We start from the raw sequence: 17,258 nt of genomic DNA on the forward strand, positions 1-17,258 counted from the left end.
GGTCAGTGCGGCGCGGGCTCGCGGTCCCAGTCGGACTGCTTGGGCAACTGCTCGAACGTGTGCTCGGGCGGGGGCGACGGCAGCGTCCATTCCAGGGTGTCCGCATGCTCGTTCCAGGGGTTCGTTCCCACCGTGCGCGGCACCTTCACCATCACCCAGAAGATCGCCACGATGAAGAAGACGAACGACGCGAAGCTCAGGAAGGCGCCCCAGGACGACACGGTGTTCCACACCGCGAAGGCGTCGGGATAGTCGATATACCGGCGCGGCATCCCCTGACGGCCCAGGAAGTGCTGGGGAAAGAAGGTCAGGTTCGCGCCGATGAACATGGCCCAGAAATGCGCGTGGCCGATCCATTCGGGGATCATCTTGCCGGTCATCTTGGGGAAGTAGAAATAGATCCCCGCGAAGATGGCGAAAACGGCCCCCAGGCTCATCACATAGTGGAAATGCGCCACCACGTAATAGGTGTCGTGATAGGCCCGGTCGATGGCCGCCTGGCTCAGCACGATGCCGGTCACGCCGCCCATCGTGAACAGGATCAGGAAGCCGAAGGCCCACAGCATCGGCGCCTTCAGCTGCACCGACCCGCCCCACATCGTCGCGATCCAGGAGAAGATCTTGATGCCCGTGGGCACCGCGATCACCATTGTCGCCAGCATGAAGTACGATTGCTGCGTCAGCGACATGCCCACCGTGTACATGTGGTGCGCCCAGACGACGAAGCCCAGCACGCCGATGGCGATCAGCGCCCAGACCATCGGCAGATAGCCGAAGATGGGCTTGCGGCTGAACGTGGCGATGACGTGGCTGATGATGCCGAAGCCCGGCAGGATCACGATATAGACCTCGGGATGCCCGAAGAACCACAGGATATGCTGGTAGAGAACCGGGTCGCCGCCGCCCGCCGGATCGAAGAAGGTGGTGCCGAAGTTGCGGTCGGTCAGCAGCATGGTGATCGCGCCCGCCAGCACCGGCAGCGACAGCAGGATCAGCCAAGCGGTCACGAAGATCGACCACGAGAACAGCGGCACCTTGAACAGCGTCATGCCCGGCGCGCGCATGTTGAGGAAGGTGGTGATCATGTTGATCGCCCCCAGGATCGACGATGCCCCCGAGACGTGGACCGCGAAGATCGCCAGGTCGGTCGAATAGCCGCCTTCGGTCGTGGACAGCGGCGGATACAGCACCCAGCCGATTCCCGATCCCGGCTGGCCGTTGCCGCCGGGGCTGAAGACGCTGACGATGGCCAGCGTCGATCCGGCCACGAACAGCCAGTAGCTGAGGTTGTTCAGGCGCGGAAATGCCATGTCCGGCGCGCCGATCTGCAACGGCATCAGATAGTTGCCGAACCCCCCGAAAAGCGCAGGGATCACGACGAAGAACATCATCAGGATGCCGTGGCCGGTGATCAGCACGTTCCACAGATGGCCGTTCGGCGTGCAGGCCTCGACGGCGGCGGGCAGCAGGCGCGCGCCTTCCATGCACATGAACTGCACGCCCGGATGCATCAGCTCCAGCCGCATGTAGACGGTGAACAGCACCGACACGAACCCGACCAGACCGGCCGTGAACAGATAGAGGATGCCGATATCTTTGTGATTGGTGGACATGAACCAGCGGGTGAAGAACCCCCGCTCGTCGTGCCCATCATGGCCGTGGACGGCTGCGTCAGCCATGTCGTGCCTCCTGAGGTTCCATTGCCGCTGCGCGCCGGGCAATGCCCCGCGATTGCAATCGTTCTAGATAACCGCCGCCGTTCCCGCAATGGCGCACGATGTCGCCGCAGGGGAAAAAGTGTCGCGCCGGAACGCTCTGGCCGCCTGCGGCATTGACCGGACAATCATCAGGAGACGCGACATGGCTTACAACCCACAGACGACGCGGGACGATATCGGAATGAGCAGGGGATGGACCATCGCCATGGGGGTCCTGCTGCTGATCGGCGGACTTCTGTCGTTCTTCAACCCCTTCGCCGCCTCGCTGACCGTGCAGTCGCTGGTCGCGGCGTTCCTGCTGCTGGCCGGCATCGCGCAGATCTGGATCGCGTTCCGCGCCAGCGACGGCTCGACCGGGGGGCGCTGGGTCACGGGGATCCTCGGCCTGTTGCTGATCCTTTTCGCGATATCGCTCTGGGTGCAGCCGCTGGCCGGGTTGCTGTCGCTGACGCTGGTCGTCGCGGCCTTCTTTCTGGCGACGGGCATCGTGCGCATCTGGATCGGCTTCCGCATGCGCCACCGCCGCCGCTGGGGCTGGATCGTCGCATCGGGGGTCGTGTCGGTCATCCTGGCGCTGATGATCTTCTTCAGCCTGCCATTGTCCGCGCTGACCATTCTCGGCATCTTCTTCGGGGTGGAACTGACAATGGCCGGCGTCGCGCTGATCGCCGTGGGGATGGAATCGCCCTGACCTCAGCGCCCGCCCCTGCCGTCGTCCGGGTCTTCGTCCCGGCCCTTGTGGCGCAGACGGAACGCGCGGATCACCCAGGCCACGTTCCAGACGCCCAGCGCCACGATAGCAAGCAGCGCCAGCGCCAGCCATAACAGGCCGCCACTCCAGGTCATCGGGCCGGGTCGGGACAGGACATGCCGCGACGCTACGCCCCGGCCGCGCATCGGGCAAGTTCCCTTTGCGCCGCGTCCGTGCAGGATGGCCCGATGACGCAGCGCCCGCCTTCCGACCGATTCGCATGACCGGCCCCGGCTGGCCCCAAGCCCGGCCGGGGATGGCCGTCGGCCTTCTGGGCGGCTCGTTCGATCCCGCCCATCCCGGTCACGTTCACGTCAGCCGCGCGGCGCTGGCGCGCTTCGCCCTCGACCGGCTCTGGTGGCTGGTCAGTCCCGGCAATCCGCTCAAGCCGCGGGGTCCGGCACCGTTGGCGCGCCGCATCGACAGGGCGCGCGCCGTCATCGCCGGCGATCCGCGCATCGCGGTCACTGATATCGAGGCGCGGCTCGGCACCCGCTACACCGCCGAAACCCTGTCGGCGCTTCTGCACCGCTATCCCGGCATCCGCTTCGTCTGGCTGATGGGGGCCGACAACCTGGCCGATTTTCACCGCTGGCAGGATTGGCGCGGCATCATGGGCATGGTCCCCGTCGGCATCCTTGCGCGGCCCGGCCAGCGCATCTCGGCCCGCCGGTCGGTCGCCGCGCGCACCTTCGCGCCCTTCCGCCTGCCCGCACCCGCGTCGCGGCTTCTGGCGCGGTCCGATCCGCCGGTCTGGTGCTTCGTCAACATCCCGATGCGCGACGACAGCAGCACCGCGCTGCGCCGTGGCGGGGTCTGGCCGCCCGCGCCGCCGCAGGGCCGCCCTTGATCGCGATCCGCCGCATCGCCTAATGGCTGTCGGCACGACCGGGGGGGATGCGACCGATGCCGCTGACACGACGCACGATGCTGGCCGGCCTTCTTGCGGGCGCGGCCGGGCGCGCCTGGGCCGAAGCGCCCGAGACCGCGTTCAGGCCCCGTCCGCGCGCGCCCGACTTCTTCCGCCGTGCCATTCCGACCGCCGACGCGCTGATCGCGCGGGCGGGTCTGGGCGGCAAGGTCAGCTTCGTTCTGGCCGATGCGCGCAGCGGCGCCGTGCTGGAACAGCGCGCGCCGCTTCTGCCGCTGCCGCCCGCCAGCACCGCCAAGGCGCTGACGGCGCTTTACGCCCGCGACGCGCTGGGGCCGGATCGCCGCTTCACCACCCGTCTTGTGGCGACAGGGCCCATCGTGAACGGGCGGATCGACGGCGACCTGATCCTTGCCGGCGGCGGCGATCCGCATCTGGACACCGACGCGCTGGCCGGCATGGCGGCGGCGCTGAAGGCGCTGGGCGTCACCGCCATCGGCGGCGCGTTGCAGACCTGGGCCGGCGCACTGCCGGGGATCGAGCGGATCGACGACCGCCAGCCGCAGCAGGTCGGCTATAACCCGGCGCTGGGCGGCCTGAACCTGAACTTCAACCGCGTGCATTTCGAATGGAAGCGCGACGGCACCGATTACGCCGTCGCGATGGATGCCCGGTCGGGCCGCCTGCGCCCCGCCATCGACATGGCCCGGATGCAGGTGATCGACCGGCGCCTGCCCGTCTATACCTATGCATCGAAGGACGGGCGCGACGATTGGACGGTGGCGCGCGCGGCTTTGGGGGCGGGGGGGTCGCGCTGGCTGCCGGTGCGCCGTCCCGACCTTTACGCAGGCCAGGCGCTGCTGGCGATCCTGCGCGGACAGGGCATCGCCTGCGACGGTCCCGTAGGCCGGCGCGACACGCTGCCGCCGGGCGATGTCCTTGTCGCGCATGACAGCCCTCCGCTGGACGCGATCCTGCGCGACCTTCTGAAATACAGCACGAACGTCACGGCCGAACTGGTCGGCCTGACCGCCACCCGCGAACGCGGCTGGCAGGCGGACGGGCTTGCCGCATCCGCCGCGCGCATGAACGACTGGCTGCAATCCGATCTCGGCCTGCGCCGCCCGATGCTGGAGGATCATTCGGGGCTTGGCGACGACAGCCGCATCAGCGCCCGCGACCTGACCCGCGCGATGGTGGCCGCTGGGTGGGACGGACCGCTGCGGGGGCTGATGAAGCCGTTTTCCATCGACGAAGCGCCCGCGCTGCATATCCGCGCCAAGACCGGATCGCTGAACTTCGTCAGCACCCTGACAGGCTATCTCTCGGCCCCTGACGCGCCCGACATGGCCTTCGCGATCTTCTGCGCCGACCTGCCGCGCCGCGATGCGCTGGACATGGCCGACCGCGAACGTCCGCCGGGCGGCATTGACTGGGCGCGGCGGGCGCGGGGCCTGCAACGCGCGCTTCTGACCCGCTGGGGTGCCTGGTATGCCGTCTAGATGCGCGTGTTGCCCGCGCGCGGCCCCGCGATCAGCCAGATGACGAAGCCCAGAACCGGCAGCACCAGAACAAGGATCGACCAAAGCACCTTGGCCAGCGTCGAGGCGCCGCTGGTGATGATGCTGTAAAGGGCATAGACATCCGCGATCAGGACGATGATGCCGAAAAAACCGTATTCCATGCGGGGCGCTTTCCGTTCCTGTTGCAAGGCGTTGCCGGTCGAACGCGCCAGCGCGTCAATGGTTCGCGCCGCGTTCCCCTACAGCGTCAGGTGCCGCGCCCGCGCACCCCATTCGATCGCCGCCGCATGCAGGCGCGGCAGGTTCAGCTCATAGCGGATTTCTTCCAGCAGGCGCAGCTCGCCCTCGCCCAGCTTGCCGTCGGCCGCGCCCACGTCGCAGGCCAGCGCATAGGCCGTCTCGAACAGGTGCGGCGGCAGGTTCTCGCGGATCAGCGCGAACAGGGCGTCCAGCCCGTCCTCCTCGGCGAACAGCTCGAACACCTTCTCGGCCGTCGCGCGCGTCCGGCCCTGATCGTAATTGGCGAAGACCGGCAGGTGGTTGACGATCCGCTCGATCGTGACCAGTTCGCTGGTGCGGATCCGTTCGTCCGAGGCCGAGACGGCGATCATCACCGCCACCAGGCAATCCTGCGCCGTCATCGGGGCGGTGGTATCGGTCACGTTTTTTCCTTCCGGCTTGTCGCCGTTCAGATTATTGACGCATCCCGACTGCCGCAATAGGCAGGCGGGGCTTTCCGCGAAAGGACCGACCATGACCGATCTGCGCGACGCCGCCGCGACATCGAAGGCCTGGCCGTTCGAGGAAGCGCGCAAGCTTCTACGCCGGTTCGACAAGGCCCCGCCCGAAAAGGGCCATGTCCTGTTCGAAACGGGATACGGACCCTCGGGGCTGCCGCATCTGGGCACCTTCGGCGAGGTGGCGCGCACGACGATGATCCGTCGCGCGTTCGAAATTCTGACGGACACTCCTACGCGACTCATATGCTTTTCCGACGATCTTGACGGGATGCGCAAGATACCCGGCAACGTCCCCGACCCCGATGCGCTGCGCCCCTATCTGCAACGTCCGCTGACCTCGGTTCCCGATCCGTTCGGCACGCATGACAGCTTCGGCGCGCATATGAACGGACGCCTGAAGGCGTTTCTCGATGCGTTCGGATTCGAATTCGAATTCATCAGCGCCACCGAATTCTATCGCTCCGGCGGAATGGACGATGTGCTTTTGCGCGCCGCCGAACGCTATGACGACATCATGGCCGTCATGCTTCCGTCGCTGCGCGAGGAACGGCGCGAAACCTATTCGTGTTTCCTGCCCATTTCGCCCAGCACGGGGCGGGTGCTTTATGTCCCGATGAAGGACGTGCGGGCCGACGGCACCGTCACTTTCGCCGACGAGGACGGCCGCGACGTGACGCTGCCGGTCACCGGAGGCAACGTCAAGTTTCAATGGAAACCCGATTTCGGTGCCCGATGGGCCGCGTTGGGTGTCGATTTTGAAATGTATGGCAAGGATCACGCCGCCAACACGCCGATCTATGACAGCATCTGCCGCATTCTCGGCGGCCGCGCGCCCGAGCATTTCGTCTACGAACTGTTTCTCGACGCCGAGGGCCGGAAGATTTCCAAGACGTCCGGTAACGGTCTGACCATCGACGAATGGCTGACCTATGCCTCGACCGAAAGCCTGGCCTATTTCATGTTCCAGAAACCGAAGACGGCCAAGCGGATGCATTTCGACGTGATCCCGAAAATGGTGGACGAATACCACCAGCAATTGCGCGCTTATGCCGATCAGGACACCGCGGCGCGTCTGGCCAATCCGGTCTTTCATATTCACGGCGATAACGTCCCGGCATCCGACATGGTCGTGCCCTTCGCGATGCTTCTCAACCTCGCCTCCGTCTCGGGGGCCGAGGATCCCGAAACGCTCTGGGGTTTCATCCGCCGCTACGCCCCCGACGCCACACCGACCACCCATCCGGGAATGAAAGCGGCCGTGAATCACGCGCTCAATTACTACCGCGATTTCGTGAAACCCACCCGCCGTTTCCGTCAGCCCGCCCCGCGCGAAGCCGCGGCCCTGCGCGACCTGTCGGACCGGCTGTCCGCGTGGACGGGCGCCGCCGATCCCGATGCGCTGCAATCCGAAGTCTTCGCCGTCGGCAAGGCGCACGGGTTCGAGCCGCTGCGCGACTGGTTTACCGCGCTTTACGAGGTGCTTCTGGGCGCAAGCCAAGGGCCCCGCTTCGGCGGGTTCATCGCGCTTTACGGGCTGGACGAAACCCGCACGCTGATCGACGACGCGCTTGCGGGACGGCTGGTGGCGGGTGCGGCGGCATAGCGTTTGACACACGGCCCAGCAGGTGCAGTCTGGATCCAGACCGTGCCGGAGGGTTGGCGATGATCCGACTGTTGCTTGCAGGGGTGCTGGCCCTTGGGCTGAGCGCTGCGACCGCGCAGGAGACGCGCGACGGATCCATCGAACGGGTTATCACGGACCAGATCGCGGCGTTTCAGGCAGACGATTTCGACACCGCTTTCACCTTCGCGTCGCCCGGCATTCGCCGCCTGTTCGGCAGCGCCGACCGCTTCGGGCGGATGGTGCGGCAGCATTATCCGATGGTGCACCGGCCGGGCGCGGTCCGGTTCCTCGACCAGCGCGAGGCAGGCAAGATCAGGCGGCAGCGGGTGCTGATCCGCGACGGCGCGGGGGCGTTTCATACGCTGTTTTACGACATGATCGACACGCCCGGCGGCTGGCAGATCGACGGGGTGCAGATTCTGTCTGAACCGCAGGTCGGGGCCTGACGGATCAGAATTCGATCCAGACGCCACCCTTTACCCCATAGTAGTCCGGCCTCGCCGGATCGTAGAGCAGGCCGATCTCGGTCTTGACCGGCCCCCAGAGCCGCCGGACATAGGACGGGGCCAATGTGACCGTGTGGTTATATTCGTCCATCCACGTCTGAACCTGAAAGATCAGGTGGCTGTTCTCGGTCGGGTTGAACCCTACGGTCAGGTCCAGATTGCCCCATATCCGGCCTTCCGCCGCGATGCTGGCCCGCACTTCCGCCCCGATCCAGCCCGACCCCAGCCAGCCGTCGAAACCGCGACCGTAAAGCAGCGCGGGTTGGATGATCGCGACCGACGCCTCGCCGGGCTGGCGGACGTTGCCGAACCCCACCTGCGCGGCGAACACGTCGCGCCGATCGGTCCGTCCCAGAGGAATGCGTGCGAAAGCGACGGTTTCCGATGCGACCTGATCGCTGCGGTCCAGCTTGGCCCCGATTGTCAGACGCGGCGTCAGCCCATATTCGGCATAGGCGGATGTCAGATCGCCGAGTATGCCATAGGAAGACAATGCATAGGTTCGGCTGGCCGATACGAAGACGCCCCGATGATCGCGCGGCCAGGCACCCGCCTGCGCCATGGCCGGCAGGATCAGCAACAGGAACGGGACCAGAAAGCGCATCGCGCTATGTTGGCGCGACGTGGTTAACGGCAACTTAACGGAGCAGGGAATGGAACAGGTATTCGATGTGATCGGCCAGACGGCGCTGATCGTTCTTGTCATCGTCGGCGCGCTTGCGGGGGCCATCGCGGGGGCCATCGCCGGACGCCACCGCGCGGCCTATATCATCGCCGGAATCGTCGGTGCCGTGCTGCTGCCCTTCATCCTTGCGGCGCTGGGTCTCGGCATCGTCGTCGCAGGCAGCCTGCTGGGCATCGCCGTCATCGCCCTGATCGGCGCGGTGGTCCTGCTGGCCGTCGTGCGCGCGCTGTTCAAGTAACGCGCGCGCAGGCGGCACGCGCTAACGCTTCTTGCGGCGCTGCACGTTGCCGCCCCGCATGCCGCCGCGGCCGGCGGTGCTGCGGCCGCTGGACCGGACCGCCGCCTCGCCCGCCGCCTCGATCGCGGATTGCCGGGCGAGGGGGTCGTCGGAAACGGCCAGATCGACCGCTTCCAGGCGCTTCACCTCGTCGCGCAGACGGGCGGCCTCCTCGAACTCCAGGTTCTCGGCGGCCTTGCGCATGTCGGTGCGCAGCCCTTCAAGAACCGCCTGCAGGTTCGAGCCGGCCCTCTCGACCTTGGCCGTGACGCGGTTCATGTCCACGTCGCCCTTGTAAAGCCCGGCAAGGATATCCTCGACGTTCTTCTTGACGGTCGCGGGGGTGATTCCGTGTTCCAGGTTGTAGGCCAGTTGCTTCTCGCGCCGTCGCTCGGTCTCGCGCATGGCGCGTTCCATGCTGCCGGTGATGCGGTCGGCATACATGATGACACGGCCGTCGGCGTTGCGCGCGGCGCGGCCGATGGTCTGCACCAGCGACGTTTCGGATCGCAGGAACCCTTCCTTGTCGGCATCCAGAATCGCCACCAGCCCGCATTCGGGAATATCCAGCCCCTCGCGCAGCAGGTTGATGCCGATCAGCACGTCGAAGGCGCCGAGCCGCAGGTCGCGCAGAATCTCGATCCGTTCGATCGTGTCGATATCGCTGTGCATATAGCGCACGCGGATGCCCTGTTCGTGCATGTATTCGGTCAGATCCTCGGCCATGCGCTTGGTCAGGGTCGTAACCAGCGTGCGGTATCCGGCCTGAGCGACGCGCCGCACCTCGTCCAGCAGATCGTCCACCTGCATCTCGACAGGGCGGATCTCGATCTGCGGGTCGATGAGGCCGGTGGGGCGGATCACCTGTTCGGTAAAGACGCCGCCCGACTGCTCAAGCTCCCACGCGGCGGGGGTGGCCGAGACGAAGATGGATTGCGGACGCATCGCATCCCATTCCTCGAATTTCAGCGGCCGGTTATCCATGCAGGACGGCAGGCGGAAGCCGTGTTCGGCCAGCGTGAACTTGCGGCGATAGTCGCCCTTGTACATGCCGCCGATCTGCGGAACCGAGACGTGGGATTCGTCGGCAAATACGATGGCGTTGTCGGGAATGAACTCGAACAGGGTCGGGGGCGGTTCGCCCGGCGCGCGGCCGGTCAGATAGCGGCTGTAATTCTCGATCCCGTTGCAGACGCCGGTGGCCTCCAGCATCTCGATGTCGAAATTCGTTCGCTGTTCCAGACGCTGCGCTTCCAGCAGCTTGCCTTCGTTCACAAGCTGGTCCAGCCGCTGTTTCAGCTCTTTCTTGATGTTCTGCACCGCCTGCCGCATCGTCGGCTTGGGCGTGACATAGTGCGAATTGGCATAGACGCGGATGCGCTCGAAGCTGCCGGTCTTCTCGCCGGTCAGCGGATCGAACTCGGTGATGCTTTCCAGCTCGTTGCCGAAGAAGGACAGCTTCCAGGCGCGATCCTCCAGGTGGGCCGGAAACACCTCCAGGCTGTCGCCGCGCACGCGAAAGCTGCCGCGCGTGAACGCCTGGTCGTTGCGGCGGTATTGCTGGGCGACCAGATCGGCCATCACCTTGCGTTGGTCGTAATCCCGTCCGACATGCAGATCCTGCGTCATCGCGCCGTAGGTTTCGACGGACCCGATGCCGTAGATGCACGACACCGACGCCACGATGATGACGTCGTCGCGTTCCAGCAGCGCGCGCGTGGCCGAGTGGCGCATCCGGTCGATCTGCTCGTTGATCTGCGATTCCTTCTCGATATAGGTGTCGGACCGGGGGACATACGCCTCGGGTTGGTAATAGTCGTAATAGCTGACGAAATATTCGACCGCGTTGTCGGGGAAAAAGCCCTTAAACTCGCCATAAAGCTGGGCGGCCAGCGTCTTGTTCGGGGCCAGGATGATCGCGGGACGCTGGGTCTCCTCGATGATCTTGGCCATCGTGAAGGTCTTGCCGGTGCCGGTCGCGCCCAGCAGCACCTGATCGCGCTCGCCGCCCTTCACGCCTGCCGAAAGCTCGGCGATGGCGGTGGGCTGGTCGCCTGCCGGCTCGAACTCGGTCGCCATGCGGAAGGCGATGCCGCCTTCCAGCTTGTCGCGGGTCTTCACATCGGGCGCAGGGGCGTGCAGGATCGGCAGATCGTCCGGCATGGGCGTTTCCTTCGGGGACAGGCCCTCAAGATCGGTCGGATGCGCCGGTGTTTCAAGCGTCCCCGCTTGCACATCGCGACCTTTCCCCGATAGATGACGGCAGGTTCGCAACTGCCAAGGTTACGCCATGCCGGCCCGCATCTATCAGCCTGCCAAGACCGCCATGTCGTCGGGAATGGCCCGGACGGGGTCATGGGTGCTGGAATTCGTGCCCGACACGAAGCGCGGCATCGACCCGTTGATGGGCTGGACCAGCTCGACCGATACGCAGGCGCAGGTGCAGCTTCGGTTCGACACCAAGGAAGCCGCGCTGGATTACGCGCGCGCCAACGGGATAGACGCCATCGTCACCCAGCCGCAGCGCCGGTCGCCGAACGTGCGCCCCGGCGGATATGGTGAAAACTTCGCGACCAATCGCCGCGGCGCATGGACCCACTAGATTTCACCGGCAGGACGCGGGTCCGCAATCCGGGCGACACGATGGCCGAAGGCGATGATCGCATTGAGGATGTGATGAAGGATACCAAGAACGGATTGCCGCAGATCCAGCGCCAGTTCTTCGAGTCCTCGCCTTTCGGCAAGATGGCCGTGACATCCGACCTGCGGATCATCGACGCGAACCACAATTATTGCCAGATGGTCCAGCGTTCCCGAGAGGAGCTGATCGGCCGGAAATTGTTCACCGTCTTCCCCGGTGCGCCCGGCGGTGCTGACGAGGAGACGGGCGCGCGGATCAGGGCCTCGATCGCCAAGGTGTTCGAGACCGGCATCCCCGACGAGCTTCCCGTCCAGAAATACGAGATCACCGATCCCGACGGCACATTCCGCGAACGCTACTGGTCCGTAACCCACGCGCCCATTTTTGCCGATCCCGACCGGCGAGACGAACTGATCGGCGTCTACCAACTGGCCAACGAAGTCACCGCGGCCGAGCTTGTGCGCCGCAGGACCGACGCGCAGGTCCGGGCGGCAGACAGCATTCACGCCAGCCAGTTCGACTACGATCCCGTGACCGACGATTTCCGCCGCTCGCCCCGCGTGGATGCGATGTTCGGCTATGCGCCGGGCGAGGCGGGACCGAAGGCCGAAGCCTTGTTCGCCCGGATGGATCCGAACGATCTGCCGACGATCCGCGCGACCATCGACCGGGCGCTTGCGGAAGGGCCCGGAAGCCTTGCACGGTTCGATTACCGGATCCTGCTTCCCGACGGCCAGACGCGCTGGGCGACCGCACGGGGCGAGATCGTGCGCGACCCGTCCAGCCAGTCGCTGCACCTTGTCGGCGTGATCCTGGACATCACCGACCTCAAGCAGCGCGAGGAGGATCTGCGCGCGGCAGTCGAACAGCGCGACCTGCTGATCGCCGAAGTGAACCACCGGGTGAAGAATTCGCTTCAGCTTGTGACCAGCATCCTGATGCTGGAATCGCGCGCGGCCACCGACCCCGCGACGCGCAGCGTGCTCATGTCGGCCACCGGGCGCATCCAGGCCATCGCGACGATCCACGCGACGCTTTATCAGGATAACGATGTTAGCGCCGTCCAGCTCGACACCTATCTGGCCCGCTTCTGTCAGCATCTGGAACGATCCGTCGCGTCGTCCGAACGCCGGATTGCCGTCCATCTGCGCGCCGAACCGATCCGACTGGCGACCGACCGCGCGATCACCCTGTCGCTCCTGGTGAACGAACTGGTGACGAACGCCTTCAAGCACGCCTTCCACGGTCGAGACCAGGGCGCCGTTCACGTCACCCTCAGCAAGACCGGGCAGGATGTCGTTCTCGAGGTGCGCGATGACGGCAACGGCCCGGCCGAAGACCCGAAGGACGGCGAAGGCGGTCTGGGCACGCGGCTGATCAGCGGCGGCGTGGCGCAGTTGGGCGGAAGGTTGGAACAGACACGGTCGCCGGACGGTTGGACGACACGTATCCACTTCGACGCCTGAATTTGAGTGAGTCAGATGCCCGACCGCACGCTGCGCATCCTGATCGTCGAGGACGAAGCCCTGATCGCGCTGGATCTCGAATGGCAGATGCGCGACGAAGGCTACGAGGTCGTCGGTATCGCCGCGACCGAAGCGCAGGCCGTGGAACTGGCCCGCGCCAAGGCGCCCGACCTTGCACTGATGGACCTGCATCTTGCGCGCAACGGCTGCGGGCTGAAGGCGGCGCGTCAATTGCGATGCGATCCCGGCATTCCCTGTATCATCATCTCGGCCAGTCTGGCCGAGGTGGCGGACAGCGACATCACCGCCATCCGGCCGCTCGCGATGTTGTCAAAACCGATCATTCCCAGCGAATTGCTGGATGCGGTGTCCAAGGTCGGGTCCGTCGCCTGACGGTCGGGGGCGGCCGGTCGTTAGCCGCCCCTTGCCGGGTCACGCCGGCTGGAACACACCGCATGCGATTCGGTCGCCCGAATCCCCTGCAGGCTGGGACAGATAATCGTCGGCCCCCGAATGCACGATGAATGCCGATCCGTCCGCGTCGAACACCATCTCGTCTATGTCCAGCCCGCCTGCGAAGATCTCGGCGTTGATGGCGCCCGGTTCGTCCACAATGGCATTGGGCAGGTCGCCGGGATGCGGGCCGCCCGCGACGAAGACTCCGTGTTCCTTGTCGCCCGCGATATGGCCGCCCGCCGATGTGAAGTCGGCCGCGCTGCAATCGCCCGTCTCGTGCAGGTGGATGCCGTGCGATCCTTCGGGCAGGTCCGTGACGGCGACGATAACCAGCGGCACGCCCGATTCGGTGCGGTTGATCGTGACGGTGCCGATGGCCTGGCCGTCGCGGTCGACGATTTCGGCACGGGCCGCGGTGGCAAAGCCGTTATCCAGATTTTGTGCGGCGGCCGGAACGGCTGCGGCAAGCGTGCCGGCGATGAGGAAGGGGATGGAATGGCGCATGGCATTTCTCCGGGTTTGTGCGGTCGGCCAACGGGCCATCCGGTCCGCGGTTCCGCGCGGGCGCGGCCGGTCGTTGAGGTCGGACGCCGACATTGCTAGAAGGGCCTGCATCGCAGGGCCACGGCCCAGTTCGGCCCCGTAGCTCAACCGGATAGAGCACTCGCCTTCTAAGCGAATGGTTGCAGGTTCGAGTCCTGCCGGGGTCGCCATGAACAACGTCGAACGGACGATGGATGACGCTGATGAACGGTGAACGGATCGCGACGAAAAGGCGGGGCGTTCTTGTCTGGCTTGCGGCTATGGTGAATGCCCTGCTGCTGGCGGTGATGCTGGCCACGCCGGTCACGGCGCAGTCGCTTCCCGGCACCGACGCGTCCGCCGACGACGCGCCCGCCGCCGAAGAAGTGCCGCCCGATCCGCTGGGCCGCCGCACGCCGCGCGGAATGGTCGATGGCCTGATCGGCGCGCTTGCGGCCGAGGATTACGAGAAGGCGGCACGGTTCCTGGATCTTTCGGGCATTGCGCCTGCGTTGCGGGACAGTCGCGGACCAGCGCTGGCACTGGCGCTGGAAACCGCGCTGGACCGGCTGGGCGGCATCCTGCCCACCTATCGGCTGTCGACCGATCCCGAGGGCCAGACCGGCGACGCGCTTCCGCCCGATCAGGACGCATTTGCCTTCGTCAAGACCGACGACACGATGACCGAACTTTTGGCCCATCGCGTGCCAGACGACGGCGCCGAGACCGACGGGATGATCTGGTTGGTCGCGCCCGACACGCTGGAACTCGTCGCCGGGGTGACGCGCAACCTGTCGGCGACCCTGGTGGATCGCTGGACGCCGGAAGGGTTGCAGGGCCTGCGGCTTTTCGGCGTTCCGGCAGGTCACTGGATCGGCATCCTTGTCGCCGCCGCCGCGGCGATCGTGCTGGCGCGCCTGCTGACGCTGGCGGGGCTTTGGCTGCTGGCGCGCTTCTGGCGGCCGCTTCGCCACGGCCATGCCCGCAGGGTGGCGCGGGCGCTTCTCGTGCCGCTGGGTCTGTTCGTCGCCTGCTGGATCTTCAACGGTCTGATGCTGGCCATCGGCATTTCGGTCGTCGCCCGTGCGGTCCTTGCGCCGGGGGTCGAGATCGTCGCCTATCTTTCGCTGGCATGGCTGGCCTGGCGGGGCGTCAACGCAGCCGCCGTCATCAGCCTCGACGCGATGTCGCGGCGGGGCCGTCTGGGCGGCGTTTCCGTGGTGACGCTGGCCAAGCGCGCGGCGCTGCTGCTGATCGTCGTCATCGCGGCCATCGCCATCGCGGGCAGTCTGGGACTGAACCTGACGGGATGGCTGGCAGCCCTCGGCATCGGCGGTCTGGCCTTCGCTCTGGGCGCCCAGAAGACGATCGAGCAATTCGTCGGCTCGGTCTCGATCATCGCCGATCAGCCGATCCGCATCGGCGATTTCTGCTCGGCCGGCGGCGTCGTCGGCACGGTCGAGGATATCGGCATGCGGTCAACCCGCATCAGGACGCTGGCCCGGACCACGGTGACGATCCCGAACGGAAACCTCTCGCAATCGCAGATCGAGAATTTCGCCACACGCGACCGGTTTCTGTTCAATCCGCTGCTGATGCTGGTGCTGGACACGTCGCCGGGCCAGATGCGCACCATTCTGGCCAACATGCGCAGGATGCTGGAAGACGATCCGCGGGTGTTCGAAGGGCCGCGCGTGTCGTTCAAGGAATACGGCGATTCGTCGCTGAACGTAGAGATCTTCGCCTATGTCCTTGCCGCCGATTACGGTGCGTCGATGGCGGTGGTCGAGGATCTGAACCTGGCCATCATGGATATCGTCCACGATGCGGGCAGCCGGTTCGCCGTGCCATCGCGGCTGATCTATGCGCCGCCGGGCAGCGGGGACGACGCGCCCGACAACATGGCGCGGGCGGCCGAATAGCGGTTGCGTCAGCGATCCCGCCTGCGCCGCCACAGCAGCAGCGCCAGCACCCCGATCCCCGCCACACCCGCCGCAACGGCGAGATGGCGGGGCCGGATGCCCTTGCCCGATGATGTCCGCTGGCCGGGATAAAAGCGTTGGTCCAGCATTTGCGTGCTGGCCATCAGGCTGCCGAACCACGTCTCCTCCAGCACCTCGATCCGGCGCAGGCCCCGCCCGGTCGGCCGGCCCAGCGCCTCGATCGCGGCGATATAGCTACCCTCGCGTTCGACGGCGGCCTCGACCGTGTCGGGGCTGACGCCCAGATGTTCGCCCAGCAGGCGGCTGCGGAACCGCGCGATCACTTGCGCGTGGTCCTCCTGCCGCCCCGTCACGGCGATGTCGCATTCGGTATCGAATCCCATCGACCGATTGTCGAGGTTGCTGGACCCGATCCGCAGCAGATCGTCGTCCACGATCAGAACCTTGGCATGGACATAGATCGGCGTTCCCGCGGCATTGACCGGGTTCCAGATCCCGAACCTGCCGAACTTGTCGCAGGTCCGCAGGCGTCGGATGATCCGCCCGCGCAGCGTGTGCATCGCCGCATCCTCGAACGCGCTTCGGGCGGCTTCGGGATTGATGACGACGATTTCGGGCCCGTCTTCGTGGCGAAGCCGACGGCACAGGGCCCGGCAAATCCGCTTGGCGGTCAGATACTGCGACTCGATATAGATGATCCGCTTGGCTGCGCGGATCGCGTCGAGATAGAGATGCTCGATCTCGTTGACCAGCGGCCCGCCGTCATAGGGCGGCTCGGTCCGGGCGATGGCCAACTGCGCGTCTTCCAGGTCGATGCCCAGAATATCCGGCCAGTGTCGCTTGCCGCTTTCGGGCCGCGTCCCGAGTTCCTCTCCGGTGGCCCGTTGCCAGCGCATCCGCGACAGATCGCCGAGCGCGGTCGCGGCGGGGCCGGTGATGGCCGTGGTTACATCGTGCCATGGCCCGATCAGCGTGCCGTCGCGGCGCGTGCGGCGGGGATCCTCGGGGGCGTGGTCGGGCGTGTCCCAGCGTTCCTCGGTCACGTCGATACCGCCGCAGAAGGCCAGCGAATTGTCGATGACGACGATCTTCTGATGGTGGCACGCCCCGAACGGGTGATGGGAATCGAGCGCGAAGTGAATCCTGTCGCCGCTGGCGGCCCAGATCGACAACGACGGCAGCAACCGCCCCGGCGCGGCCAGAAGGGCGCCGTTCCATTTCAGGATATACAGTTCCAGATCGGGATTGCGGTCGATCACCTCCAGCAGGAATGGCCCGAGCTGGTTCGGATAGCCGTCCGGCGCGACGCCGTCCTCGTCCGATTCGCCCGGCAGCATCTCGATCTCGAAGTCGAAGTCCCACCCGACCAGCAGGATCTCGCTGCGCGCCTCGATGATCGCCTTGCGCAACGCCGCGAAGTAAAGCGCGGCGTCCACGATCAGGCTGATCCGGTCCGCCTGTTCGACCCGCCAGCAATTCCGGCCCGGCTGAAAGATGGACTCCGCCAGTGATGCTGCCTGATCCTTCAAACGATA

18 protein-coding genes and 1 tRNA gene are annotated in these 17,258 nt (G+C 66.1%); 11 read left to right on the plus strand and 8 right to left on the minus strand.

Annotated features, from left to right (window positions below; translation table 11 throughout):
* Positions 1-2: 2 nt before the first annotated feature.
* Positions 3-1,679 (minus strand): cytochrome c oxidase subunit I, encoded by a 1,677-nt coding sequence (ctaD, locus tag OCGS_RS02040; RefSeq protein WP_007425551.1) that lies wholly within the window; start codon positions 1,677-1,679, stop codon positions 3-5.
* Positions 1,680-1,860: 181 nt separating this feature from the next.
* On the opposite strand from ctaD, the gene OCGS_RS02045 reads away from it, so the two are divergent.
* The gene (locus tag OCGS_RS02045) at positions 1,861-2,409 is read left to right on the plus strand and encodes an HdeD family acid-resistance protein (RefSeq protein ID WP_007425553.1); all 549 of its coding nucleotides are present in this window, start codon (positions 1,861-1,863) and stop codon (positions 2,407-2,409) included.
* A 2-nt stretch (positions 2,410-2,411) separates the two neighbouring features.
* Here the strand turns inward: OCGS_RS02045 and OCGS_RS14950 are convergent, their stop codons facing one another.
* A complete protein-coding gene (locus OCGS_RS14950) occupies positions 2,412-2,564 on the minus strand; it encodes a hypothetical protein (RefSeq protein ID WP_156800936.1) in 153 nt (50 codons plus the stop codon).
* Between the two features lie 125 nt (positions 2,565-2,689).
* Here OCGS_RS14950 and OCGS_RS02050 point away from each other — a divergent pair, with 125 nt between their 5' ends.
* The gene (locus tag OCGS_RS02050; RefSeq protein ID WP_083848172.1) at positions 2,690-3,319 is read left to right on the plus strand and encodes a nicotinate-nucleotide adenylyltransferase; all 630 of its coding nucleotides are present in this window, start codon (positions 2,690-2,692) and stop codon (positions 3,317-3,319) included.
* A 56-nt stretch (positions 3,320-3,375) separates the two neighbouring features.
* Positions 3,376-4,842: a D-alanyl-D-alanine carboxypeptidase/D-alanyl-D-alanine endopeptidase gene (gene dacB, locus OCGS_RS02055; protein ID WP_007425556.1), complete on the plus strand. Its 1,467-nt coding sequence runs from the start codon at positions 3,376-3,378 to the stop codon at positions 4,840-4,842.
* Here dacB and OCGS_RS02060 read toward each other — a convergent pair.
* Positions 4,839-5,024: a PLDc N-terminal domain-containing protein gene (locus tag OCGS_RS02060; RefSeq protein ID WP_007425557.1), complete on the minus strand. Its 186-nt coding sequence runs from the start codon at positions 5,022-5,024 to the stop codon at positions 4,839-4,841. The genes dacB and OCGS_RS02060 overlap by 4 nt on opposite strands.
* 78 nt (positions 5,025-5,102) lie before the next feature.
* Positions 5,103-5,504, minus strand: coding sequence for a tellurite resistance TerB family protein (locus OCGS_RS02065; protein WP_040610371.1), 402 nt, complete (start codon positions 5,502-5,504; stop codon positions 5,103-5,105).
* 112 nt (positions 5,505-5,616) lie between these two features.
* On the opposite strand from OCGS_RS02065, the gene OCGS_RS02070 reads away from it, so the two are divergent.
* Both OCGS_RS02070 and OCGS_RS02075 read left to right on the plus strand, forming a co-directional pair.
* Positions 5,617-7,206, plus strand: a complete 1,590-nt coding sequence (locus OCGS_RS02070) for a lysine--tRNA ligase (RefSeq protein ID WP_007425559.1) — start codon at positions 5,617-5,619, stop codon at positions 7,204-7,206.
* A 59-nt stretch (positions 7,207-7,265) separates the two neighbouring features.
* The gene (locus OCGS_RS02075) at positions 7,266-7,673 is read left to right on the plus strand and encodes a DUF4864 domain-containing protein (protein ID WP_007425560.1); all 408 of its coding nucleotides are present in this window, start codon (positions 7,266-7,268) and stop codon (positions 7,671-7,673) included.
* Between the two features lie 4 nt (positions 7,674-7,677).
* Here OCGS_RS02075 and OCGS_RS02080 read toward each other — a convergent pair whose 3' ends face one another.
* Positions 7,678-8,337: a hypothetical protein gene (locus tag OCGS_RS02080; RefSeq protein WP_007425561.1), complete on the minus strand. Its 660-nt coding sequence runs from the start codon at positions 8,335-8,337 to the stop codon at positions 7,678-7,680.
* 49 nt (positions 8,338-8,386) lie between these two features.
* Here OCGS_RS02080 and OCGS_RS02085 point away from each other — a divergent pair, with 49 nt between their 5' ends.
* A complete protein-coding gene (locus OCGS_RS02085) occupies positions 8,387-8,656 on the plus strand; it encodes a GlsB/YeaQ/YmgE family stress response membrane protein (RefSeq protein ID WP_007425562.1) in 270 nt (89 codons plus the stop codon).
* 21 nt (positions 8,657-8,677) lie between these two features.
* Here the strand turns inward: OCGS_RS02085 and uvrB are convergent, their stop codons facing one another.
* Positions 8,678-10,858 carry an excinuclease ABC subunit UvrB gene (gene uvrB, locus OCGS_RS02090; RefSeq protein WP_040610373.1) on the minus strand — a complete coding sequence of 727 codons (2,181 nt, stop codon included), beginning with the start codon at positions 10,856-10,858 and terminating at the stop codon, positions 8,678-8,680.
* Between the two features lie 127 nt (positions 10,859-10,985).
* Between uvrB and OCGS_RS02095 the strand changes: the two genes are divergently transcribed.
* The 3 genes from OCGS_RS02095 (at position 10,986) to OCGS_RS02105 (ending at position 13,195) form a co-directional block, all read left to right on the plus strand.
* Positions 10,986-11,297, plus strand: a complete 312-nt coding sequence (locus tag OCGS_RS02095) for an ETC complex I subunit (RefSeq protein ID WP_007425564.1) — start codon at positions 10,986-10,988, stop codon at positions 11,295-11,297.
* A 74-nt stretch (positions 11,298-11,371) separates the two neighbouring features.
* Positions 11,372-12,802, plus strand: a complete 1,431-nt coding sequence (locus tag OCGS_RS14455; protein ID WP_162136597.1) for a histidine kinase dimerization/phosphoacceptor domain -containing protein — start codon at positions 11,372-11,374, stop codon at positions 12,800-12,802.
* A 15-nt stretch (positions 12,803-12,817) separates the two neighbouring features.
* On the plus strand, positions 12,818-13,195 hold the full coding sequence (locus OCGS_RS02105; protein WP_007425566.1) for a response regulator: 378 nt from the start codon (positions 12,818-12,820) through the stop codon (positions 13,193-13,195).
* A gap of 39 nt (positions 13,196-13,234) precedes the next feature.
* On the opposite strand, the gene OCGS_RS02110 is transcribed toward OCGS_RS02105, so the two are convergent.
* A complete protein-coding gene (locus OCGS_RS02110; protein WP_007425567.1) occupies positions 13,235-13,762 on the minus strand; it encodes a superoxide dismutase family protein in 528 nt (175 codons plus the stop codon).
* Between the two features lie 132 nt (positions 13,763-13,894).
* Between OCGS_RS02110 and OCGS_RS02115 the strand changes: the two genes are divergently transcribed.
* Both OCGS_RS02115 and OCGS_RS02120 read left to right on the plus strand, forming a co-directional pair.
* Positions 13,895-13,971, plus strand: a tRNA-Arg gene (locus tag OCGS_RS02115).
* Between the two features lie 24 nt (positions 13,972-13,995).
* Complete coding sequence (locus OCGS_RS02120; protein WP_007425568.1) at positions 13,996-15,702, plus strand: mechanosensitive ion channel family protein; 1,707 nt, start codon at positions 13,996-13,998, stop codon at positions 15,700-15,702.
* Between the two features lie 8 nt (positions 15,703-15,710).
* Here the strand turns inward: OCGS_RS02120 and OCGS_RS02125 are convergent, their stop codons facing one another.
* Positions 15,711-17,252: a phospholipase D-like domain-containing protein gene (locus OCGS_RS02125; protein WP_007425569.1), complete on the minus strand. Its 1,542-nt coding sequence runs from the start codon at positions 17,250-17,252 to the stop codon at positions 15,711-15,713.
* Positions 17,253-17,258: the final 6 nt, after the last annotated feature.

The organism is Oceaniovalibus guishaninsula JLT2003 (genome assembly GCF_000299575.1).
Taxonomy (GTDB): Bacteria; Pseudomonadota; Alphaproteobacteria; order Rhodobacterales; family Rhodobacteraceae; genus Palleronia; species Palleronia guishaninsula.

Bases quoted from the DNA above. Each gene is read 5' to 3' on its own strand.
- OCGS_RS02120 (WP_007425568.1), top strand. From the start codon at position 13,996: ATGACGCTGATGAACGGTGAACGGATCGCGACGAAAAGGCGGGGCGTT.
- OCGS_RS02060 (WP_007425557.1), bottom strand. From the start codon at position 5,024: ATGGAATACGGTTTTTTCGGCATCATCGTCCTGATCGCGGATGTCTAT.
- uvrB (WP_040610373.1), bottom strand. From the start codon at position 10,858: ATGCCGGACGATCTGCCGATCCTGCACGCCCCTGCGCCCGATGTGAAG.
- OCGS_RS02070 (WP_007425559.1), top strand. From the start codon at position 5,617: ATGACCGATCTGCGCGACGCCGCCGCGACATCGAAGGCCTGGCCGTTC.
- OCGS_RS02105 (WP_007425566.1), top strand. From the start codon at position 12,818: ATGCCCGACCGCACGCTGCGCATCCTGATCGTCGAGGACGAAGCCCTG.
- OCGS_RS14950 (WP_156800936.1), bottom strand. From the start codon at position 2,564: ATGACCTGGAGTGGCGGCCTGTTATGGCTGGCGCTGGCGCTGCTTGCT.
- ctaD (WP_007425551.1), bottom strand. From the start codon at position 1,679: ATGGCTGACGCAGCCGTCCACGGCCATGATGGGCACGACGAGCGGGGG.
- OCGS_RS02080 (WP_007425561.1), bottom strand. From the start codon at position 8,337: ATGCGCTTTCTGGTCCCGTTCCTGTTGCTGATCCTGCCGGCCATGGCG.
- OCGS_RS02045 (WP_007425553.1), top strand. From the start codon at position 1,861: ATGGCTTACAACCCACAGACGACGCGGGACGATATCGGAATGAGCAGG.
- OCGS_RS02085 (WP_007425562.1), top strand. From the start codon at position 8,387: ATGGAACAGGTATTCGATGTGATCGGCCAGACGGCGCTGATCGTTCTT.
- OCGS_RS14455 (WP_162136597.1), top strand. From the start codon at position 11,372: ATGAAGGATACCAAGAACGGATTGCCGCAGATCCAGCGCCAGTTCTTC.
- OCGS_RS02050 (WP_083848172.1), top strand. From the start codon at position 2,690: ATGACCGGCCCCGGCTGGCCCCAAGCCCGGCCGGGGATGGCCGTCGGC.
- OCGS_RS02110 (WP_007425567.1), bottom strand. From the start codon at position 13,762: ATGCGCCATTCCATCCCCTTCCTCATCGCCGGCACGCTTGCCGCAGCC.
- OCGS_RS02095 (WP_007425564.1), top strand. From the start codon at position 10,986: ATGCCGGCCCGCATCTATCAGCCTGCCAAGACCGCCATGTCGTCGGGA.
- OCGS_RS02065 (WP_040610371.1), bottom strand. From the start codon at position 5,504: ATGACGGCGCAGGATTGCCTGGTGGCGGTGATGATCGCCGTCTCGGCC.
- dacB (WP_007425556.1), top strand. From the start codon at position 3,376: ATGCCGCTGACACGACGCACGATGCTGGCCGGCCTTCTTGCGGGCGCG.
- OCGS_RS02075 (WP_007425560.1), top strand. From the start codon at position 7,266: ATGATCCGACTGTTGCTTGCAGGGGTGCTGGCCCTTGGGCTGAGCGCT.